A 19,913-nucleotide genomic window follows, 5' to 3' on the forward strand; every position below is an offset into this window, starting at 1 on the left:
GAGGCTCGGCTCTTGCCCGCCGCCGGACGCCGCCTTATTCCGCAGCCTGCGGCCCGCTACCGTGACGAACTACGACCTGACGCTGACCTTTTTGGAGAGATCCCATGACGACGAATGAAACCTGGTGGCCGAATCAGCTGAGCCTGAAGGCTCTTCGGCAGAACTCGCCCGCGTCGGACCCGATGGGCGGAGATTTCGACTACGCGGCGGCCTTCGCGAACGTCGACGTCGAGGAGTTGAAGCGGGACATCGAGGAGGTGATGACGACCTCGCAGGAGTGGTGGCCGGCGGACTACGGCCACTACGGGCCGCTCTTCATCCGCATGACGTGGCACGCGGCGGGCACGTACCGCATCACGGACGGCCGCGGGGGCGGCGGCTCCGGCTACCAGCGCTTCGCGCCGCTGAACAGCTGGCCCGACAACGGGAACCTGGACAAGGCCCGCCGGCTGCTGTGGCCGGTCAAGCAGAAGTACGGCCGCAACCTGTCGTGGGCCGACCTCATCATCTTCGCGGGCAACTGCGCCCTGGAGTCGATGGGGTTCCGGACGTTCGGGTTCGCCTTCGGCCGCCCGGACGTGTGGGAGGCCGACGAGACCGACTGGGGAGCGGAGACGGAGTGGCTCGGGGACGAACGCCACGACGCGGACGGCGAACTCGAGGAGGGGCTCGGCGCCGACCACATGGGGCTCATCTACGTGAACCCGGAGGGGCCGGGCGGGAACCCGGACCCCGCGGCGGCGGCGAAGTTCATCCGCACGACGTTCGCCCGCATGGCGATGAACGACGAGGAGACGGTCGCGCTCATCGCCGGCGGCCACACCTTCGGCAAGGCGCATGGCGCGGGTCCCGAGTCCCACGTCGGCGCCGAGCCGGAGGCCGCCGGCCTCGAGGCGCAGGGCTTTGGCTGGCACAGCAGCCACGGCAGCGGCAAGGCCGGCGACACGATCACCAGCGGCCTGGAGGGCGCCTGGACGACCGAGCCCACGCAGTGGGACAACAACTTCATGGAGAACCTGCACGACCACGAGTGGGAGCTGACGAAGAGCCCCGCCGGGAAGTCGCAGTACACGCCGGTCAACGCCTCCGAGGTGGCCACCGTGCCGGATGCGCACGACCCCTCGAAGAAGCACGCCCCGATGATGCTCACGACGGACCTTTCGCTGCGCGAGGATCCCGCCTACGCGCCGATCTCGAAGCGCTTCCTCGAGAACCCGGCGGACCTCGCCGACGCCTTCGCCAGGGCCTGGTTCAAGCTGCTCCACCGCGACATGGGTCCGCGCAGCCGGTACCTCGGACCGCTGGTCCCCGCCGAGCCGCAGCTGTGGCAGGATCCCGTGCCCGACGTGGACCACGAGCTGATCGATGAGCGGGACGTCGCGGACCTCAAGGCCAGGGTCCTCGCCTCGGGCCTGTCGGTGTCGCGGCTGGTTGCGACGGCGTGGGCGTCGGCGGCCTCGTTCCGCGGCACCGACAAGCGGGGCGGGGCGAACGGCGCCCGCATCCGCCTCGCGCCGCAGAAGGACTGGGAGGCGAACGACCCGACCGCGCTCGCGGGAGCGCTGCAGACGCTGGAAGCGATCCGGGCGGAGTTCAATGGGGCGCAGACCGGAGGGAAGCGGGTCTCCCTCGCCGACCTCATCGTGCTGGCGGGGTGTGCGGGCGTCGAGCAGGCCGCGCGCGATGCCGGGCACGACGTGCAGGTGCCGTTCGCACCGGGGCGTACGGACGCGTCGGAGGAGTGGACGGACGCGGAGTCGTTCGCCGTGCTCGAACCCGCCGCGGACGGGTTCCGCAACTACGCCGGGGACGGAAACGGAGCGTCAGAGGCCGAGCAGCTCGTGGAGAAGGCCTGCCTGCTCGGGCTGACCGCGCCCGAGATGACGGCGCTGGTCGGCGGCATGCGCGTCCTGAACGCGAACACCGGGGGGGCCGCCCACGGCGTGTTCACGGACCGGCCGGGGACGCTGACCAACGACTTCTTCGTGAACCTGCTCGACATGAGCACGGAGTGGCGGGCGTCCTCCGACGGCGCCTTCGAGGGCCGCGACGCGACCGGCGACGTCCGGTGGACCGCCACCGAGGCGGACCTGGTGTTCGGCTCGAACTCCGAACTCAGAGCTCTGGCGGAAGTCTACGGGTGCGACGACGGGCAGGAGACCTTCGTGCGCGACTTTGTCGCCGCCTGGAACAAGGTGATGAACCTCGACCGCTACGACCTCACCTGACCGCAGCCTGGCCGGCTTGAGGCTGGGGGCCGGTTGAGGCCACATTGATGGGCATCCGGAGGTTCGACATGTGCGGACGGGCGCTTCGGCAAAGCGTCATGGTGAACCTTCAGCGGGGGATTCTCGGGCGATGGGGTTTGATGTGATCGGACTCATCACGTTGGTCCTGGCCATCATCGGCGTCGGCGTGAAGCTCGAACTGGGCAACCGCAAGCTCGGCGGCCGGGTCGACAGGCTGGGGGACGAACTTCGGAGCGAGATCGGGGACGTGCGGCGCGAGATCCGCGACACGCGCGCCGAACTCCGGGGGGAGATCAAGGACGTGCGGGACAAGCTCGGGAGCGAGATCGGTGCGCTCCGGGCCGAACTGGCGAAGACGAGCACGTCCGTGGCCCGGTTGGAGGGCCATGCGTTCGGCATTCCCTTCCCGGACACCGGCGGCGGCAGGGGGGTGGGCCAGGGCTGACCGAGACTCGCCCATGCGATTGCGATCCGGCCGCACAGGGCAGGGCGACGAAACGGGCCGCCATGCTACGGGAACCGGCGGATGGAAGGTTCAGTGGTTCGTCGAGGATCCCCGCGGCGTAGTTCGTGAGGCAGGAAACGGCGACGCATCGGTGGACCGCCACCGAGGCGGACCTGGTGTTCGGCTCGAACTCCGAACTCCGGGCTCTCGCGGAAGTCTACGGGTGCGACGACGGGCAGGAAGCCTTCGTCCACGAGTTCGTCGCCGCCTGGAACAAGGTGATGACCCTCGACCGCTACGACCTCATCTGACCGCAGCCTGACCGCCGTGGTGCGCTACGGTACGATTTCGTAGCGCACCACGTACGGGATGTCGAGCGCATCCTGCTCCACGACCCAGACCTCGGTTCGGTTGGCCGCAGACACCAGCGATGTTGTGGGAAGCCGCACCCGGCCAATACTCGCCCCGGAGGCATCCAGCACGAGCCACTCGCGCACGCCGTCTTCGTCCGGCCCGGCCAACCACGTCGCACCGTCGTTCGCCACGCGAATGGTCGTAATCGGCGGAAAATACCGGCGTTGCTCGTAGAACTCGCGCAGGGCCCTAGCATGGGCTCGGCGGTTGACAACGTTTGGTCGATCCAACCTCCGACTGACCTCATCAACGAAGAACCTCTGAGGAACGGGACGGGGCTCATAGCCGATACGACGTCGGAACAACGTGTCACCCAGCGCGCCGATCTTCGCCACCTCGAACTCTGCGGGCCCCGAACCCTCCCAGCTCGTGCGCTTGACCTGCACGGCGCTGGAACCATCGGGCGCGAAGGCCATGAGATCGTCGTCCGGCAGCGAATGCGTCAGGTACATTCTCGCGTCGGGCGCGAGTCCGTCCCTGATTTCGACAGGTCCGCCCGCGACGGTGAGCAGAGCCAGCGTGTCGCGCAGCGTGCCCGTGGTGTCGGAAACGAGCTGCGGCAGGTGCAGAATCCCACCTCGCGCGGCGACTCTCATCCCCGAGCAAGTAGGGGATCCGACCAGCCTGCCGTTGGCGAGGATGGCTCTGGGCACCACGCTCAAGAAGTGATAGGCCAGCGGAGCGTCCACGCCATAGGGGATTGTTTCGGCTTCGCCGGTCGCCACATCGAAGAGCGTGAACCTCCGCAATCCGACGTCGGCAACCCACAACCGTGACCCGTGCCAGCCCATCGACGACGGAGTCATCAACTCCCCCGGACCCTCACCTCGACCGCCGAGATCACGAACGAACTCCCCGGCTCGCGCGAAGACCCTGACTCTCCCCTCCTGACCGAGCAGGACGTAAACGTGGTCGGCATCCGCTAGCATGTCGCGCACCGCTGACAGGCCATAAACGGGGTCGTCTACGCTCCCGATCGCGACGCCCCGCTGGAGGGACCATTCCGGCGTCTGGCCCAGCACCGGGCCAGACCCCAGAAGGACTCCACACGCGAGCACGACCCTTTGCGCCGCAGAGTTGATGACTCCTCCCCACATCCGAAGCATACGTTCTTTCCCTACAGCCGAAGTTGCGCCGTCTCGCTTCGCAGCGCGCTCACTTGGATGGGTGTGTACCGTCTTGAGACGATGCTTCCATCGCATGATCGGCTATGAGCCTCACTGGTACGCCGGGGGGTCACGATAGAATGGGACGATCCGTACGGTGCCGTGAATGCGTGGAGGTCGATCGAGGCCACGGACGGCAGCGCATCGGACTGGTCCGCGGGCGCCGCGCGGCCATCGAGCATCGTGAAGACCATACAGAGCCTACCTCCCAGAACGCAGTCGGTGCACTCTGGCGTGGCACAGTCCTCGGCACCGATTCCGAATTGGCCAGCCACGCAGTTGGCGCACTCGCTACCGGGAAAATTGCCGAACTGACAGTCCCAGCACTGTGCGACCGCGGGTTCGGCGGACATCGCCCCGGCGAAGAGGGCAAGACCGAAGCCCAGCATGAAGATCCGTGTGCGTTTCATCGTTTTCTTCCTTCCTCTTGAGTTGGGTCTGGGACACTCTCCCAGGAGTACTTCACGAGTTCGCTTGCGTTCAGCGTTCGTATTGCGAGTACGGCACGTGCCTCCGCGGCGCTGGCGACAAACCCGAAGGGCGCCTCGACCCTGGTGTACCTCAAGAATCGACCATGTGAGTCGAACCGGAGCAGGAGCCGTTCGTCGGTCCCGCGGTGCGCCAGCGTTTGGACGTATTCGGGCCCGACGCCGACGACCGATGTCGAACTCCAGATGCCGGAGTCCAGCCGCAATGATCGGGCCACATCATCGGGGAACCAATCCGGATTGACCCGTTCGAGTTCCGCAGGCACCCAATCAGTAGCGTGTCCGATACGCCACACGCGAAGGGGGCTGAAGCTCTGCCACACGAGAACTTCTCGCCCGTCCCCCGCCAGCCCAAGGGTTCTCGTGTAGGTCGAGTCCGGCGCCCACGTAGCGGTCCCGTTCGGCAACCGCACGTGCGACGGCGTCGAATCGGAACCGGGAATCGCTACGATCCACCCGGTTGGCGTCCGCGCCGCAGCAGCAGCCTGCCGCAAACCCGGCAGGCTGTGCCGGGAATGCGCGATGCCCGCGGTGTCGGCCGTCACCACGTCGCCGCTCGCGGCGTCAACGATTTCCAGATCCCTCTCGTTCAGAAACTGAACGCCGATCACGTGCCCGACCTCCGTGGCGAGGATGTCCCTCGAACCGGATCCGCGGTACACGCGGACCCCGGGAGTTCCGGCGAACCAAGCGACGACGAGGTCGCCCGAAGGCGAGAGCGCCGCGCCGCTGAGCAGGCGGTCTCCGGGGAGAGCAATGGTGGTTCGCTCGATGAACTCGATGCCCGGAGCCTCCTGCCCTGTGGGTACGAGGCTTCCCTCCCTGCTCTGCCGATCTTCGGGGATCTCGTCCTGGGCACCCTCGACGCCACCGCATCCGGGCGCGAAGGCGCATGTGAGGACAGACCACGTGAACAGATTTTGGATCCGGGCCCTGCGCATGTCTCTTTCCCGATCCGGGGAACCCGAACATCGACGACTCCGCCATCGATGCTAACGCTGCGCAACACGTGCAACCAGAACGAAAACCGTATCGCCTTGACTCAAACCGTGTACTATTGATCGAGAGTGGACACCTCGTCCGACGCGGCCTGAAGGATCGGCCGGACGTGCTCTGCCGTGAACGCCCCGAAGAGCCGGTCCGGCGGCAACCGCTCGTGCTCCCCCGGCAGGCAGCCCGGCCAAGCCTTTATTCTCCGGGTTATGGTGGCCCGGCCAAGTCGCACGTGGCCCACCACAAGTTTCCAGTTCAGACCCGACCGGCGAAGCTCATACATCCTCAGGACCGAGAGGCCGGCGATGAACGCGCTCAGGGTCGTCGCGTCGTTCGCTCGCGCTCCGAACTGCCTGAACAGCGTGACGGGCGCGCAGCCCACGCCCCCGGCCAACTCTCGGACGTTGCGGACCGGTCGGTCGGCGGCCCGCTGGACCGCATGCACGAGCGCCTTCCGGAGCGCCGGGGGCAGCGATGAGCGCTCGAACACACCCGCCAGACCCCACAAGCCCCAAGTCGCGCGCACGGCATCGAGACGGCGTCGAAGGTGCGTGTCCAGTTCGGTGAACCAGACCACCGCCGCCGTGCGCACGCGGAGCAGTTGTCTGGTCAACTCGTGATCGGGGTCCGCCACGAGAACCACCGGCACCCACGGCCGCTCGCGCTCCAGGCTCGTCAACAAGTCGATCTGCTCGGGCCGGATCCGCCCCTGGCAAGCGACCACCACCGGCTCGACCGCCCCGTCGAGAGCGGCGAGCGCTTCGGCGGAGTGCGCCACTCGGGCGCCTGGGCCTACGGCTCGGCATACCGCTCGGGCTGTGTGGGGTGTGTCCGCGACTACAAGGGTCATGTCGGCCTCTTTCGAGCGGGAACGCGGCCGGGCCCGCGTCCTCGGTGTATTTCGCTCTACTTCTACTGACTGGTGGGTCGCCAAACGGCGACACCTGGCGACCACAAAGGAGTGTTGCTTCAAAGCGCGTTCAAGGGATGTGCGGTTTTCTTTGGCCAATGGACACTGCATGCCACGTCCCGGAATAAGACTGTTTCGCGAATATGTAAATGCCACCGACATTGTACGTAAATGTCGGATTGAAGTTGTACAACCCTATAATCATATTTCCATTTCATCAAATGTTAGTGCGCAGCCACACAAGGAGGCGAGGGGAGCACACGATGGCGAAGGGGAGCAAGAGAGTCAACCACAACGCGCCCGGACGGGCATATGGGGAGGGAGGGAGGCTGGTAGAACTGGCGGGGCGCGCAGCCGGAGCGCGGGAGTTCAGAGTCCTTCGATCTCAAGGGCCGCGATGGAGGATTCGTCGAGGCTGCCGGTGTGGAGCGTCCATACCCTGTGGCCTCGCGCCTCCAGGAGTCGATGATCTCCCGGGAGGCGGATCGAGCCGAGGAAGCGTCCGGAGGGGAGGAACACGTCGTGCAGGGCTCCCGGGGTTCCGTGCGGGCCGGCGGTACCGGGTAGGGGGCGGTCGCGCTGAACCCAGATCCGGCCGTCCGCGTCCACGACGATTCGGGAGATGATCGCCGGTTTCGGTGGATCTCCCAGTTCGCGGAGGGCGGACCGCCATGCGTCGGGCATCCGCCCTTCGGCGCCCTCCCCGCGCTCGGCAGGCGAGAGCGGGAGCGCTTCGCCCGGATGGCAGAACCGAACGAGCGTCGTGCCATCATGGTCGGAAACCGTCAGTTCGTAGCGCCCGCCGGGATCGGAGACGACCCGGGTCTCCGCGCCGACGCCCACCAGCGGCCGCGGCCATGCGGCCAACGTCGTGCGCTCCAACGCTCTGGCCCGGGACCGCGCGACCGTATCGTTCACCGGAGTTCCGGGAGACCAGCGGACGAACGACCGCTCCTCCCAACCGTCCTCGATGCGGCCGGGGAACTCCAGCCACACCGTGCGATCCGGTTGGAGCGCCACGAAGGTGACCTCGCCGGACGCGAATACGGGTGACATGAACGCCGGATCGACCGCCGTGGCGCTGGCCGCGCGAGAGGGGAGATCCAGCGTGGTCAGCCGAAATGTCCCGAAGTCGAGGACGAGAAGAGTGTTCGCATCCACCCAGGTCAGCGCGGCCGGCGCCTGGACCTCGCCGGGGCCTTCGCCGCGTGTCATGACCGGACCCAGCCACTCCCCATCAGGGTCCAGCAGGATGACTTCGGCGAGACCCCAGTCCGCGATGGCCACCGATCCGTCGGGACCTACGGCGACGTCCGCCGGAAAGACCAGTTCCTCCCCTCTTCGGCGCCTCCGGCGCGCCACACTTCGCGCCACGAGAGTTCCGCGGGCCAATCCCCGACACTCGTGTTGCGCACTGCGGAACCCTCGGTGCCCGCGACTTCGCACCCCGTGGACTCCGGCCGGTCACACCCGGCGATCACCGCGGCCAACAGCGACGTCACAGCCCAGGGGGGTGGGCCAGGGCTGACCGAGATCATGCTACGGGAAGCGGCGGATCGACTCGGCGACGAGGCGCTGGAAGTCGGCCTGGGCGAGCTTCGTGGTCTCGAGCACTTCCTCGTGGTTCAGCGGTTCGTCGAGGACTCCGGCGGCGTAGTTCGTGAGGCAGGAGATGGCGACGCAGCGGATGCCGAGGGCGCGGGCCGCGATGACCTCGGGCACCGTGGACATGCCGACGGCGTCGGCGCCGAGCGCCCGCAGCATGCGGATCTCGGCCGGGGTCTCGAACGCGGGCCCGTGCATCGCCGCGTAGATGCCCTCGTGCAGCGTGTGGCCGAGTTCGGACGCGGTGTCGCGCGCGATCGCCCGTAGTTCCGGGTCATAGGCAAACGTCAGGTCGGGGAAGCGGTTCTCCTCTCCTACGACAGGGCCGATGAGGGGGCTCGTGCCGGTCAGGTTGAGGTGGTCGGCGATCAGCATGAGTTCGCCGGGGTGCCAGCCCTCCCGGATCGCCCCGGCCGCGTTCGAGAGGAAGAGGACCGGGATGCCCAGCGCCGCCGCGACGCGCACGTAGAAGACGACGCGCTCCGGCGGGCCGCCCTCGTAGAGGTGGACGCGTCCGCTGAGGCCCAGGACGGGCCGACCGCCGAGCGTCCCGATCAATGCGTGGCCCGCGTGCCCGATGACCGTGGGGCGAGGCCAGCCGGGAAGATCCTCGTAGGGCACCCGCACCGGATCCTCGATCTCTTCCCCGAGGCCGCCGAGTCCCGAACCCATGGTGATCGCGACGTGCGGCGCATCGCCGCCCAGCCGCTCCCCGATGCGGGCCCTCAGCGCGGCGGCCGCCGCTTCGACGCCGGCCTCCATGTCGGCGGCGCGGGTCACGCGAGGACTCCGGCCAGCGTCGCGGTCATCCAGGTCGCGACCGTCCCCCCGAGCATCGCCCGGAGGCCGAGCTTCGACAGGTCCTCCCGCCGGCCGGGGGCGATCCCCCCGATGCCCCCGATCTGGATCGCGATCGAGCTGAAGTTCGCAAATCCCGTCAGCGCGTAGGTGCACATGATGAGCGACTTGTTGGAGAGCTGAAGGTCGCCGGCGAGCCCGGCCCCGAGGTTCGTGAAGGCGAGAAACTCGTTCGCGACCATCTTCACGCCGAACAGCGTCCCGACGTCGACCGCGTCCGCCCATGGAACTCCGATGAGCCAGGCCACGGGGGCGAAGACCCAGCCGAAGATCCGCTCGAGCGTGATTCCCTCGACGCCGAACAGCCCCGTCACCCAGCCGATGATGCCGTTCCCCAGGGCGATGATGGCGAGGAAGGCGAGGAGCATGGCGCCCACGTTGAGGGCCAGCTTCAGCCCGTCCCCGGCCCCTCCGGCCGCCGCGTCGATCACGTTCGCGTGCGCCTGCGGCGGGTCGATGTCCAGCGTGCCGCGCGTCTCGGGTTCTTCCGTCTCGGGCATCAGCATCTTGCTCACCACGATCCCCGCCGGCGCCGCCATGATGCTCGCCGCCAGGAGGTGGCCCGCGATCCCCGGGAACACCCCCACGAGGATCGCCACGTACGCCGCCAGCGCGCCGCCGGCCACGGTCGCGAAGCCCCCCGTCATCACGGTGTTGAGTTCGGACAGCGTCATCCGGTCCACGAAGGGCCGGATGAGGAGCGGCGCCTCCGTCTGGCCGACGAAGATGTTGCCGGCGGCCGAGGTCGTCTCCGCCCCGCTCGTCCCGAGGGTGCGCTGCATCGCCCACGCGACGCCCCGCACCACGCGCTGCATGAACCCCAGGTGATAGGCGAGGGCCATGAGAGAGGAGAAGAAGATGATCGTCGGCAGGACGCTGAAGGCGAAATTCGCGCCGATGTTCACGACCCCGCCCGCCCCCCCTTCGACCGGAGTCGCGTAGTCCACGAGCGACCCGAACACGAAGCGGGAGCCGGCGTTCGTGTATCCGATGAGGGCAACGAAGATGTCGTTGACCGCGCTGAAGAAGGTGTGGCCGACCCCCGTCTTGAGAACGAGGAGGGCGAAGGCGATCTGAAGCCCGAGCCCCTTCGCGACGAGCGGCCACGAGATCGACTTCCGGTGCGCCGAGCAGAGCCACACGGTCGTGAGGAGGAAGGCGATCCCGAGCAGACCCCGCGCCAGGCGGGAGAAGAACGGTTCGTCGATCGCGCCGCCGACCCCCTCGAGTCCCTGCGCCGCCAGCGGCGCCGCGCCCGCGGCCAAGCCGACAGCCAGCACGGTGACGACGGTGAGGAGCAGCCACCCCTCCCGCGGCATCGCCGAAGGCGCCGCGGCTGCGGAGCGGGAAGGGTCGCGACGCTGGGACATCGGCGCACTCCGGCTGGGGGTTCGGGGCGACGGGAGCCGGGGGAACATACCCCGTCCCGTCTTCCGCGCCACAACCCCGCTCCGTTTCATGCCACTTTGGCACTCCGCGCCGGAGCGCGGCTCTCCCTGGTGCCATTTTGTCGGAAAAGGCGGCGCACGGGCGGTCCGCGGGGCGGCACGGCGATTGCAACGTATTCCTGCGTTCGCGGCGCGCGCGCCGGAAGCAGGGCGCCGCCCCGTGCGATTCGGCCTGGGACGGAACCAGCGGAAACAGCAGACAAGCACAAGCCAAGGAAAACCAATGGGCAAGATCATCGGAATCGATCTCGGGACGACGAACTCGGTCGTCGCGGTAATGGAAGGTGGAGACCCCGTCGTCATCCCGAGCGCGGAGGGGGCGCGCACCACGCCCTCGGTGGTCGCCTTCACGAAGGAGGGGGAGCGGCTCGTCGGACAGGTCGCCAAGCGGCAGGCCGTCACCAATCCCCTCAACACCGTCGCCTCGATCAAGCGCTTCATGGGCCGCAAGCGGTCCGAGGTGGGCGAGGAGATGAAGCTCGTCACCTACGACATCCAGGGTGACAACCAGGACCGCGTCCAGGTCAGGATCGCGCACGCGGACAAGACCTTCACGCCGCCCGAACTCTCGGCCATGGTGCTGCAGAAGATGAAGCAGACGGCCGAGGACTACCTCGGCCAGGAGGTGACGGAGGCGGTGATCACGGTCCCGGCCTACTTCAACGACGCGCAGCGCCAGGCGACGAAGGACGCGGGCCGCGTGGCCGGCCTCACAGTCCGCCGGATCATCAACGAGCCGACGGCCGCGGCGCTCGCCTACGGCCTCGACAAGAAGTCGGACGAGAAGATCGCGGTGTTCGACCTCGGCGGCGGCACCTACGACATCTCCGTGCTCGAGCTCGGAGACGGCGTGTTCGAGGTGAAGGCCACGAACGGCGACACGCACCTCGGCGGAGACGACTTCGACCAGCGCCTCATCAACTGGCTCGTGGAAGAGTTCAAGAAGGACCAGGGGATCGACCTGTCGGCGGATCCGATGGCGCTGCAGCGTCTCAAGGAGGCGGCGGAGAAGGCGAAGATCGAGCTCAGCTCGACGATGCAGACGGACATCAACCTCCCCTTCATCACGGCCGACGCGTCGGGGCCGAAGCACCTCAACCTCGCCCTCTCGCGGGCGAAGTTCGAGCAGCTCGTGGACGACCTGATCCAGCGCACGATTCCGCCGATGGAGAAGGCGCTGGCGGATGCCGGACTCTCCGTCGATGAGATCGACGAGGTCATCCTCGTCGGCGGCTCGACCCGGATCCCCAAGATCCAGGAAGTCGTGAAGGAATTCTTCGGTCAGGACCCGCACAGGGGCGTGAACCCGGACGAGGTCGTGGGCATCGGGGCCGCGATCCAGGGCGGCGTGCTCGGCGGTGACGTGAAGGACGTGCTCCTGCTCGACGTCACGCCGCTCTCGCTGGGGATCGAGACGCTGGGCGGGGTCATGACGTCGCTCATCGAGCGCAACACGACGATCCCCACGAAGAAGTCGGAGATCTTCTCGACCGCGGAGGACAACCAGAACACGGTCGACATCCACGTGCTCCAGGGCGAGCGGAAGATGGCGAGCGGCAACAAGACGATCGGCCGCTTCCAGCTCACCGGCATCCCGCCCGCGCCGCGCGGCGTGCCTCAGGTCGAGGTCACCTTCGACATCGACGCGAACGGCATCCTGCACGTGAGCGCGCAGGACAAGGCGACGGGCAAGGAGCAGAAGATCCGCATCGAGGCGTCTTCGGGGCTCTCCGACGCCGAGATCGAGAGCATGGTGAGGGACGCGGAATCGCATGCGGCGGAGGACCAGGAACGGCGCGAGACCGTCGAGGCCCGCAACCGGCTCGACTCCCTCGTGTACCAGACCGAGAAGAACCTCGAAGACTGGAAGGAGTCGCTCGACGACGCGGACCGGTCCGTGATCAAGGAGACGCTGGAGCGGGGGCGGGCGGCGCTCAAGCAGGACGACACCGAGGAGGTGGCCGCGGCGACCACGGCCATCCAGGAAGCGGTCGGCGCGGCGGCGCAGAAGATGTACGCCGCGGCCGGGATGGGGGCCGACGCCTCGCCGGGCGACATGCCGGGCGACGGCGACGGAGAGGCCGGATTCGAGGTGGAGGAGGAGGACGCCGGTGAAGAGGAGGTCGTCGAGGCGGACTACGAGATCGTCGAGGAGTCCGACGACAAGTAGCCCTCCGACCCGGTCTGGCGAGGCGCGACCCGGGGCCTGCTCGTGGGCAACCCCGGGTCGCGCGCGTTCATCCCATGGTTCGGCGTTCGGGGATGATTGCTATATTCGTACTTCGGTCGCTGGACGATACGGCCGGGAGAGGGAGATAGAGGGATGAGCGACTCGCTGCGTACTCGACTGAATCTGCTGATCGCGACGGCGATCGCGTTCGCGTTCGGCGTGGGGCTGGCTTCGGTTCTGGACCTGACCCCGGTTTCGATCGCCGCGGACGGCAACCGGGATCCGGGATGGGTGATCGGGGCCCCCGTCGGCGCCGGGATGACGATGGCGAACGGCTTCGCCGACGTGACGGAGCGCGTGGCTCCCGCGGTCGTGACGATCTACCTGACGGCGGAGCGGGAGACTTCATTCCCGAACGCTTCCCCGCTGCCGCCGGGCTTCGAGCCGCCGCCGGGGTTCGAGTTTCCGCCCGGGTTCGAGTTCCCGCCCGATTCCGCCCGGAACCGCGAGGAGGAGCGGCAGCCACAGACCGTCGAGTGGAGCGGATCCGGCTTCATCGTCTCGGAGGCCGGCTACGTGGTGACGAACAACCACGTGGTCGCGGGCGCGGAGCGCATCGACGTCGAACTGCACGACGGACGGGTCTTCGACAACGTGGAGCTGGTAGGGCGCGATCCGCAGACCGACGTGGCGCTGCTCAGGCTCGATGCGGACGACATCGCCGTGCTTCCCATCGGCTCCAGCGACGGGACGGCCGTAGGCGAGTGGGTGCTCGCCATCGGGAGTCCCGGCTTCCGGACGGCGCCGGGGCCGCTGCTCTCATCCGTGACGGCGGGGATCGTCTCCGCCAAGGGGCGCAACATCTCCATCCTCCGGAACCGCAACCCGCTCGCGATCGAGGACTTCATCCAGACGGACGCGGTCATCAACCGGGGCAACTCGGGCGGTCCGCTCGTGAATGCCGCCGGAGAGGTGATCGGGATCAACACCGCGATCCTCTCGACGACCGGAAACTACCAGGGGTACGGCTTCGCGGTCCCGATCGAACTCGCGCGTGAAGTCGTGGACGATCTGATCGAGTTCGGAGAGGTCCGGCGGGCCCTGATCGGCGTGGCGATCACCGATGTCGACGCAGCGGACGCCGCCTTCTACGGACTCGATCGGGTCGGGGGGGCCAAGATCCAGACCTTCTCGTTCGAAGACAGCCCGGCGCTGCTGGCCGGACTGGAGGGCGGCGACGTCATCGTGGGCGTGGCGGGGCAGCCCGTTTCCGGCGTTTCGGAACTGCAGCGGCGGATCCGCGCTTTCGAGCCGGGGGAGACGGTGGAACTGGACGTCGTGCGCCGCTCCACGCTGGAGCGCGACCGGGCGCGCGTCCGTCTCATCCCGGCGGAGGACGACTCCCCTCCCCGCGTCGCGTTACGGCCCGAGGCACCCGAACCGACGGGTGACGTCCTCGGTCTCGAGGTCCGGGACGATGCGGGTCTGGCAGCGCGCGAACATGCGCGCTTCGGGATCGACCCCGGGTTCACGGGCGTCGTCGTCGTCGACGCCGATTCGCGGGGCGCGGTGGGCCGGGCGGGCATCAGGCCCGAGGGCGCGCTCATCGTCGACATCAACGGCGAGGAGGTCCGCTCGGCGGCTGACTACGAGCGAATCATCGCCGGATTCGAGCCGGGCGACGCCGTGAGCCTTCAGTTCAGCTTCCGCACGCGCGACGGGGGCCGGCAGAACGCTTTCCGGAGCGTCGTGATCCCGGAACGTTGATTCGCGGGGCGCCGGGCGGGGCGGGGATTCCTGCTTGCCGCCGTTCCGGCCGGCGCCGACATTCCCGACCGATCCCGGCGCTGCGTTCGACCTGGCGGGTTCGCGCGAAAGTGGCGGAATTGGCAGACGCGCCAGCCTTAGGAGCTGGTGGCCCTTGGCCGTGGGGGTTCGAATCCCCCCTTTCGCACTTCGTGCCGTAGACTGCCAGCAGCCCGTGCGGAGACACGAAGACACGAGCGGGAGCCATACCGACCTTGAGCCGAGCCGATTCACAAGCCGCCGCGACGGATCCGTTCGACGTCGCGATCAAGCGAGAGAACGACTACCTGCGCCGTCTCGATGTGTCCGTGGACCCCGCGCAGGTGGCGGCGACGCGGCGCCGGGAAGCCGCCAGGCTCCGGAAGACGACCCGCATCAAGGGGTTCCGGAAGGGGAAGGTCCCGGTGCGGATCGTCGAGGAACGCTACGGTCCCCTCATCGACGAACGGACGGTCGATGCGCTCGTCAACCGGGCGTTTCGGGACGCCGTGCGGCGGCACGACCTCTCCACCATCGGGGAGCCCGTCGTAAGCGAACTGGACTACCGGCCGGGGGAGCGGCTCTCGTTCCGCATCGACGTGGAGGTGATGCCGGCGTTCGAGCTTGCGCGGACCCGAGGGTTCCGGGTGAAGCGGCGCGAGGTGGCCGTCGAGGCCGCAGACATCGACGAGGTCATCGAGAACATCCGCAAGGAAAACGCCGTGCTCCAGCCCGTGGACCGGGCGCCGCGGAGCGGGGATGTCGTCGCCGTGGCCATCAGGGAACGCGAGGGTGACGACGGAGCGGGGGAAAAGCCGTATCGGTTCGAACTGGGCGCGGGCTACGCGATTCCCGATGTGGAAAACGCGATCCTCGCGCTGGCGCCGGGCGAGGAAGGCACGTTCACGGTCTCCTACCCGGACGATTTCGGGGCCGAGGAACTGGCGGGTACCACCCGGTCGCTGCAGATCCGCCTTGACGACGTCCGTGCCAGCGAGCTTCCGGACCTTACGGACGAGTTCGCGAGCGAGATCGGGAATTTCGGGACGCTGGCGGAACTTCGTGAAGCGGTCGAAAAGGAACTCCTGGCGCGGGGCGAACGCCAGGCGGACGAGGAGGTCGGAGAACGGCTCCTCGACGCGGTGATCGAAGCCAACGCCTTCGAGGTGCCGCCGAGTCTCACGTCGCGTTATCTTGACCGGGTGATCGACGCCCCCGAGGGAGCGGATCCCGCGCAGGTCGAGGAGGCCCGCAAGTCCGTGACCCCGCAGGTGGAGCGTCAGATCAAGCGGGATCTGGTGCTCGAGCGACTCATCGAGGATCAGGGACTCGATCTGTCGAGCGAGGAATTCGACGAGCGCCTGTCGGAACTGGGGAAGGCGAGGGGCAAGAGCCTGGTGGAGATGCGCCGCGAGCTCGCGAGGGAGAAACAGCTCGACCCCCTCCGCCGCCGTTTCGCCATCGATAAGGCGTTCCGGTTTCTGATCGACGGCTCGGACGTGAGCTGATGGGCTTCGCAAACCACGTGAGGGACTGATTTGAGCACGATATTCGCACCGTACGTCATCGAACGGTCGAGCCGCGGGGAACGTACGTACGACATCTTCTCGCGTCTCCTCATGGACCGGATCGTCTTCCTCGGGGCTCCGATCAACGACGATGTGGCGAACGTGGTGATCGCCCAGTTGCTCTTCCTGGAGGCGGACAACCCGGAGCGCGAGATTCACATCTACATCAACTCGCCGGGGGGGAGTGTCCAGGCCGGCCTCGCGATCTACGACACGATGCAGTTCCTGAACGCCCCGGTGGCGACGATGTGCATGGGGATGGCGGCGTCGATGGGAGCGTTCCTGCTCGCCGCCGGCACGCCCGGCAGGCGGCGCTCGCTGCCGAACGCGCGGATCATGATCCACCAGCCTTCCGGCGGCTCGTACGGGACGGCGGCGGACATCGAGATCCAGGCGAAGGAAATCCTCAACGCCCGGGAGCGGCTGAACCGGATCCTCGCCGAACACACCGGACAGGAGCTCGACCGGATCGCGGAGGATGTCGACCGCGACCGCTTCATGTCCCCCGAGGAAGCGCGGGACTACGGGCTCATCGACCTGGTCGTCGCGCGCGAGTCGGAAGGGAACGGCAAGAACGGCCGACCCGGCCCTGCCGTAGCCAAGTAGCGCCGGGGCAACCCGAGGGACCGAGGGGAGGCGACGATGCCGAGCGACAAGCACCTGCGCTGCTCCTTCTGCGGCAAGTCCAAGGACGCCGTGCAGAAGTTCATCTCCGGACCCAACGTCTATATCTGCAACGAGTGCATCTCGCTCTGTAACGAGATCCTCGCCGAGGAAGAGGAACGCGAACAGGGCGGGCGCTTCACGGAGATCCCGACGCCGTGCGAGATCAAGGCGACGCTCGACGAGTACGTGATCGGGCAGGAGATCGCGAAGAAGACGCTCTCGGTCGCCGTCTACAATCACTACAAGCGGATCAACCACCGCAGTCTCGTCGACGACGTCGAGATCGAGAAGTCGAATATCCTGCTTCTCGGTCCCACGGGGGTCGGCAAGACGCTGCTCGCGCAGACGCTGGCGCGGATTCTCCAGGTCCCGTTCACGATCGCGGACGCGACGACGCTCACCGAGGCGGGGTATGTGGGGGAGGATGTCGAGAACATCCTCGTCCGGCTCCTGCAGGCGGGCGAATACAACGTGGCGGAGTGCGAGCGCGGCATCGTCTACATCGACGAAATCGACAAGATCGCGCGCAAATCGGACAATCCGTCGATCACGCGCGATGTCTCCGGCGAGGGCGTCCAGCAGGCGCTGCTGAAGATCCTCGAGGGGACGGTGGCGTCCGTGCCTCCGCAGGGCGGGCGCAAGCATCCGCAGCAGGAATACATCCAGATCGACACGCGGAGTATCCTCTTCGTCTGCGGTGGCGCCTTCGACGGCCTCGAGGAGATCATCCAGGAACGGCAGGGCCGTCGGCAGATCGGCTTCCGCGATGACTTCATCGCTGAGAGCGTGGCGCCGAACGATGAGGATAACCTTCTCGCCTGCGTCGAACCCGAAGACATGCTCCGCTACGGGCTGATCCCCGAGCTCGTCGGCCGGCTGCCGGTGCTCGTTGCGCTGCACGACCTCGACGAGGATGCGCTGGTGGAGATCCTGCAGCGTCCCAAGAACGCGCTGCTCAAGCAGTACACGAAGATGTTCGAACTCGAGGGCGTGGGTCTCACGCTCGACCCGGAGGCGCTGCGCGCGATCGCGCGCAAGACGATCGACCGCGGGACGGGCGCACGCGGACTGAGGGCCGTGATGGAATCCATCATGCTCGACGTGATGTTCGACCTGCCGGGGCGCATGGACATCCGCGAGGTCGTCGTCACGCGGGAGACCGTCGAGGAGAATAACCAGCCGCTCCTCATCCTCGAGCCCGAGGCCAAGCGCAGGGAGGCGTAGCGGGCCTGTGCCGCCGGCTGACAGGGTCGCGCGCGTCGGGACGGTCGAGTTCGTCGGCGCCGTCGGCGCGGCCGGCCAGAAGCCGCCGCGCGACCTCCCCCAGATCGCGATCGCCGGGCGCTCGAACGTCGGGAAATCCTCGCTGCTCAACCGGCTCGTGGGGCGGAAGAGCCTCGCGCGAACCTCGAAGCAGCCCGGGCGCACGCGCGAGATCAACTTCTTCCTCGTCGACGACCGGTACATGCTCGTCGACCTGCCGGGCTACGGTTTCGCGAAGGCGCCGAAGGCCGTGCGCGAGAAGTGGGGGCGGTTGATCGACAGGTATCTGCGCCGGACGCCCGAGCTGCTCGGACTCGTGCTGCTCGTGGACGCGCGCCGCGGTCTCACGGACGACGACGAGCGGATGATCGACTTCCTGGGGGCGACGGGGACGCCGACGCTCTTCGCGCTCACGAAGACGGACAAGCTGAACCGGTCCGGGCGACGGCGGGCGACGGAGAAGCTGCGCCGGGCGCTCGAACTCGATGCGGATCAACTGGTCGAGACGTCCGCGCGCACCGGCGCCGGCGTCGACACGCTGCGGGAGAGCATCGCCGCCCTCCTTGCCGAGGCGGAGACCGGCTAGCGCGTCGACACTCGCCGGTCCGACCCGTCGTCCGAAGCACGGCGCACCTCGAGGCCACGGGGTGGGCGGAGAGGAGACGCGATGAGAAGGCTCATCATCGGACTGATCGGGCTCTTTCGGCGCCTCTCGCTCGCGGCGCGGAAGCTGCGGGGCCGGCCGCCCGCGGACGTCGCCGCGCAGCGCGTGGTCAGCGGCAAGGCGTGGGACGAATTCTGCGACACGCTGAAGGCGGCGGGGGCCGCGCTGACCTTCCCCGGCGCGCCCCGCGACCCGTTCAACCAGGCGGAGGGATACCGCTACCTCAGCCGCCTGGTCCGCGGGGGGCTCATGGCCTTCGTGGAGCACGCCGATCCGCGGGCGCCGGTGCTGCACCGCGTGGCCCACGAGACGGTGAAGCTGGGGAGCGACAACCCGGACAACTACTACCAGACGGCCGCGATCCACGGCGACTTCGAGTACCGGATCTCCGGGCGGCGCAACACGGTGAAGTACCTGAGTTTCGGCACGCAGGCCGGCCACTACGGACAGAGCGGGGGCCTGCCCCCCACTGGCCATGTCGAGGCCGGCGAGATCGAGACCGGCGAGGACGGGACCTTCGAACTCATGGTCAGCAGTCGGCGCCACGACGGGAACTGGCTGCCGATGACGGCGGAGAGCCGCACGCTGATCGTGCGCCAGACCTTCCTCGACCGGGAGACCGAGGCGCCGGCCGAACTCCGCATCGAGCGCATCGGGTGCGCGGAGGACGAGAAACGACCCCGCCCGCTCACGCCGGAGCAACTCGATGAGGGACTGAAGTCCGCCGGCACGCTGGTGGCGGGCGCGGCGCTGCTGTTCGCGAACTGGGCACGGGGCTTTCGGAAACACTCGAACACGCTGCCCATGTTCGATCCGGACGTGTCGCTGCAGGCGGGTGGCGACCCGAACATCGTTTACTACCACAGTCACTGGGCCGTGGCCGACGACGAAGCGCTCGTCATCGAAGCGATGCCGCCCGAGTGCGAGCACTGGAACTTCCAACTGAACAACTACTGGATGGAGTCGCTGGACTACCGTTACCACGCGATCCACACGAACAAGCACCTCGCGCACCAGGAGGAGGACGGCTCCATACGCCTCGTCGTCTGCCACGAGGATCCCGGGCTCCCGAACTGGCTGGAGACGGCGGGGCATACGTCGGGGACGATGTGTTTTCGCTGGGTGAGGGCGAAGGAGCATCCGCAGCCGCGAACCCGGCTCGTGAAGCTGTCGGAGTTGCGCGCGCCTCGCGAGGCGTAGACGAGGCGGGACGGCAGCCCG

The 19,913-nt window shown here is 67.9% G+C and carries 16 protein-coding genes and 1 tRNA gene; 11 read left to right on the forward strand and 6 right to left on the reverse strand.

What is annotated here, in order from left to right; genetic code table 11:
- The first annotated feature begins 104 nt into the window (after window positions 1–104).
- The 3 genes from katG to RN743_RS09005 all read left to right on the forward strand — a co-directional run bounded on the left by katG (window position 105) and on the right by RN743_RS09005 (window position 3,005).
- Window positions 105–2,228 carry a catalase/peroxidase HPI gene (katG, locus tag RN743_RS08995; protein ID WP_310779149.1) on the forward strand — a complete coding sequence of 708 codons (2,124 nt, stop codon included), beginning with the start codon at window positions 105–107 and terminating at the stop codon, window positions 2,226–2,228.
- A 130-nt stretch (window positions 2,229–2,358) separates the two neighbouring features.
- The gene (locus RN743_RS09000) at window positions 2,359–2,694 is read left to right on the forward strand and encodes a hypothetical protein (RefSeq protein WP_310779152.1); all 336 of its coding nucleotides are present in this window, start codon (window positions 2,359–2,361) and stop codon (window positions 2,692–2,694) included.
- A 125-nt stretch (window positions 2,695–2,819) separates the two neighbouring features.
- Complete coding sequence (locus tag RN743_RS09005; protein ID WP_310779155.1) at window positions 2,820–3,005, forward strand: hypothetical protein; 186 nt, start codon at window positions 2,820–2,822, stop codon at window positions 3,003–3,005.
- Between the two features lie 24 nt (window positions 3,006–3,029).
- Here the strand turns inward: RN743_RS09005 and RN743_RS09010 are convergent, their stop codons facing one another.
- The 6 genes from RN743_RS09010 to RN743_RS09035 form a co-directional block, all read right to left on the reverse strand.
- Entirely contained in the window at window positions 3,030–4,130 is a 1,101-nt protein-coding gene (locus tag RN743_RS09010; protein ID WP_310779158.1) for a hypothetical protein, read from the reverse strand.
- A gap of 550 nt (window positions 4,131–4,680) precedes the next feature.
- Complete coding sequence (locus RN743_RS09015; protein WP_310779160.1) at window positions 4,681–5,703, reverse strand: hypothetical protein; 1,023 nt, start codon at window positions 5,701–5,703, stop codon at window positions 4,681–4,683.
- Window positions 5,704–5,816: 113 nt separating this feature from the next.
- On the reverse strand, window positions 5,817–6,533 hold the full coding sequence (locus tag RN743_RS09020; protein WP_310779163.1) for a hypothetical protein: 717 nt from the start codon (window positions 6,531–6,533) through the stop codon (window positions 5,817–5,819).
- A gap of 501 nt (window positions 6,534–7,034) precedes the next feature.
- Window positions 7,035–8,039, reverse strand: a complete 1,005-nt coding sequence (locus RN743_RS09025; protein WP_310779166.1) for a hypothetical protein — start codon at window positions 8,037–8,039, stop codon at window positions 7,035–7,037.
- A gap of 165 nt (window positions 8,040–8,204) precedes the next feature.
- Window positions 8,205–9,050, reverse strand: a complete 846-nt coding sequence (locus RN743_RS09030) for a purine-nucleoside phosphorylase (RefSeq protein ID WP_310779169.1) — start codon at window positions 9,048–9,050, stop codon at window positions 8,205–8,207.
- The gene (locus RN743_RS09035) at window positions 9,047–10,498 is read right to left on the reverse strand and encodes a nucleoside transporter C-terminal domain-containing protein (RefSeq protein ID WP_310779172.1); all 1,452 of its coding nucleotides are present in this window, start codon (window positions 10,496–10,498) and stop codon (window positions 9,047–9,049) included. The genes RN743_RS09030 and RN743_RS09035 overlap by 4 nt, the downstream gene beginning before the upstream one ends.
- A gap of 301 nt (window positions 10,499–10,799) precedes the next feature.
- On the opposite strand from RN743_RS09035, the gene dnaK reads away from it, so the two are divergent.
- The 8 genes from dnaK to RN743_RS09075 all read left to right on the forward strand — a co-directional run bounded on the left by dnaK (window position 10,800) and on the right by RN743_RS09075 (window position 19,892).
- Window positions 10,800–12,746 (forward strand): molecular chaperone DnaK, encoded by a 1,947-nt coding sequence (gene dnaK / locus RN743_RS09040; RefSeq protein WP_310779175.1) that lies wholly within the window; start codon window positions 10,800–10,802, stop codon window positions 12,744–12,746.
- Window positions 12,747–12,899: 153 nt separating this feature from the next.
- Window positions 12,900–14,513 (forward strand): trypsin-like peptidase domain-containing protein, encoded by a 1,614-nt coding sequence (locus tag RN743_RS09045; RefSeq protein ID WP_310779178.1) that lies wholly within the window; start codon window positions 12,900–12,902, stop codon window positions 14,511–14,513.
- A 104-nt stretch (window positions 14,514–14,617) separates the two neighbouring features.
- Window positions 14,618–14,700 (forward strand) — tRNA-Leu (locus RN743_RS09050).
- A gap of 67 nt (window positions 14,701–14,767) precedes the next feature.
- On the forward strand, window positions 14,768–16,039 hold the full coding sequence (gene tig, locus RN743_RS09055) for a trigger factor (RefSeq protein WP_310779181.1): 1,272 nt from the start codon (window positions 14,768–14,770) through the stop codon (window positions 16,037–16,039).
- A 30-nt stretch (window positions 16,040–16,069) separates the two neighbouring features.
- Entirely contained in the window at window positions 16,070–16,705 is a 636-nt protein-coding gene (locus tag RN743_RS09060) for an ATP-dependent Clp protease proteolytic subunit (protein ID WP_343219010.1), read from the forward strand.
- A 36-nt stretch (window positions 16,706–16,741) separates the two neighbouring features.
- The gene (clpX, locus tag RN743_RS09065) at window positions 16,742–17,989 is read left to right on the forward strand and encodes an ATP-dependent Clp protease ATP-binding subunit ClpX (RefSeq protein WP_310779184.1); all 1,248 of its coding nucleotides are present in this window, start codon (window positions 16,742–16,744) and stop codon (window positions 17,987–17,989) included.
- A gap of 7 nt (window positions 17,990–17,996) precedes the next feature.
- Complete coding sequence (gene yihA, locus RN743_RS09070; protein ID WP_310779187.1) at window positions 17,997–18,614, forward strand: ribosome biogenesis GTP-binding protein YihA/YsxC; 618 nt, start codon at window positions 17,997–17,999, stop codon at window positions 18,612–18,614.
- 81 nt (window positions 18,615–18,695) lie between these two features.
- On the forward strand, window positions 18,696–19,892 hold the full coding sequence (locus tag RN743_RS09075; RefSeq protein WP_310779190.1) for a DUF1214 domain-containing protein: 1,197 nt from the start codon (window positions 18,696–18,698) through the stop codon (window positions 19,890–19,892).
- Window positions 19,893–19,913: the final 21 nt, after the last annotated feature.

Origin of the sequence: Candidatus Palauibacter scopulicola (assembly GCF_947581915.1) — a bacterium.
Taxonomy (GTDB): Bacteria; Gemmatimonadota; Gemmatimonadetes; order Palauibacterales; family Palauibacteraceae; genus Palauibacter; species Palauibacter scopulicola.

Coding starts and splice junctions, on each gene's coding strand:
- RN743_RS09015 (WP_310779160.1), bottom strand. CDS start 5,703: ATGCGCAGGGCCCGGATCCAAAATCTGTTCACGTGGTCTGTCCTCACA.
- RN743_RS09045 (WP_310779178.1), top strand. CDS start 12,900: ATGAGCGACTCGCTGCGTACTCGACTGAATCTGCTGATCGCGACGGCG.
- RN743_RS09075 (WP_310779190.1), top strand. CDS start 18,696: ATGAGAAGGCTCATCATCGGACTGATCGGGCTCTTTCGGCGCCTCTCG.
- RN743_RS09000 (WP_310779152.1), top strand. CDS start 2,359: ATGGGGTTTGATGTGATCGGACTCATCACGTTGGTCCTGGCCATCATC.
- clpX (WP_310779184.1), top strand. CDS start 16,742: ATGCCGAGCGACAAGCACCTGCGCTGCTCCTTCTGCGGCAAGTCCAAG.
- katG (WP_310779149.1), top strand. CDS start 105: ATGACGACGAATGAAACCTGGTGGCCGAATCAGCTGAGCCTGAAGGCT.
- dnaK (WP_310779175.1), top strand. CDS start 10,800: ATGGGCAAGATCATCGGAATCGATCTCGGGACGACGAACTCGGTCGTC.
- RN743_RS09035 (WP_310779172.1), bottom strand. CDS start 10,498: ATGTCCCAGCGTCGCGACCCTTCCCGCTCCGCAGCCGCGGCGCCTTCG.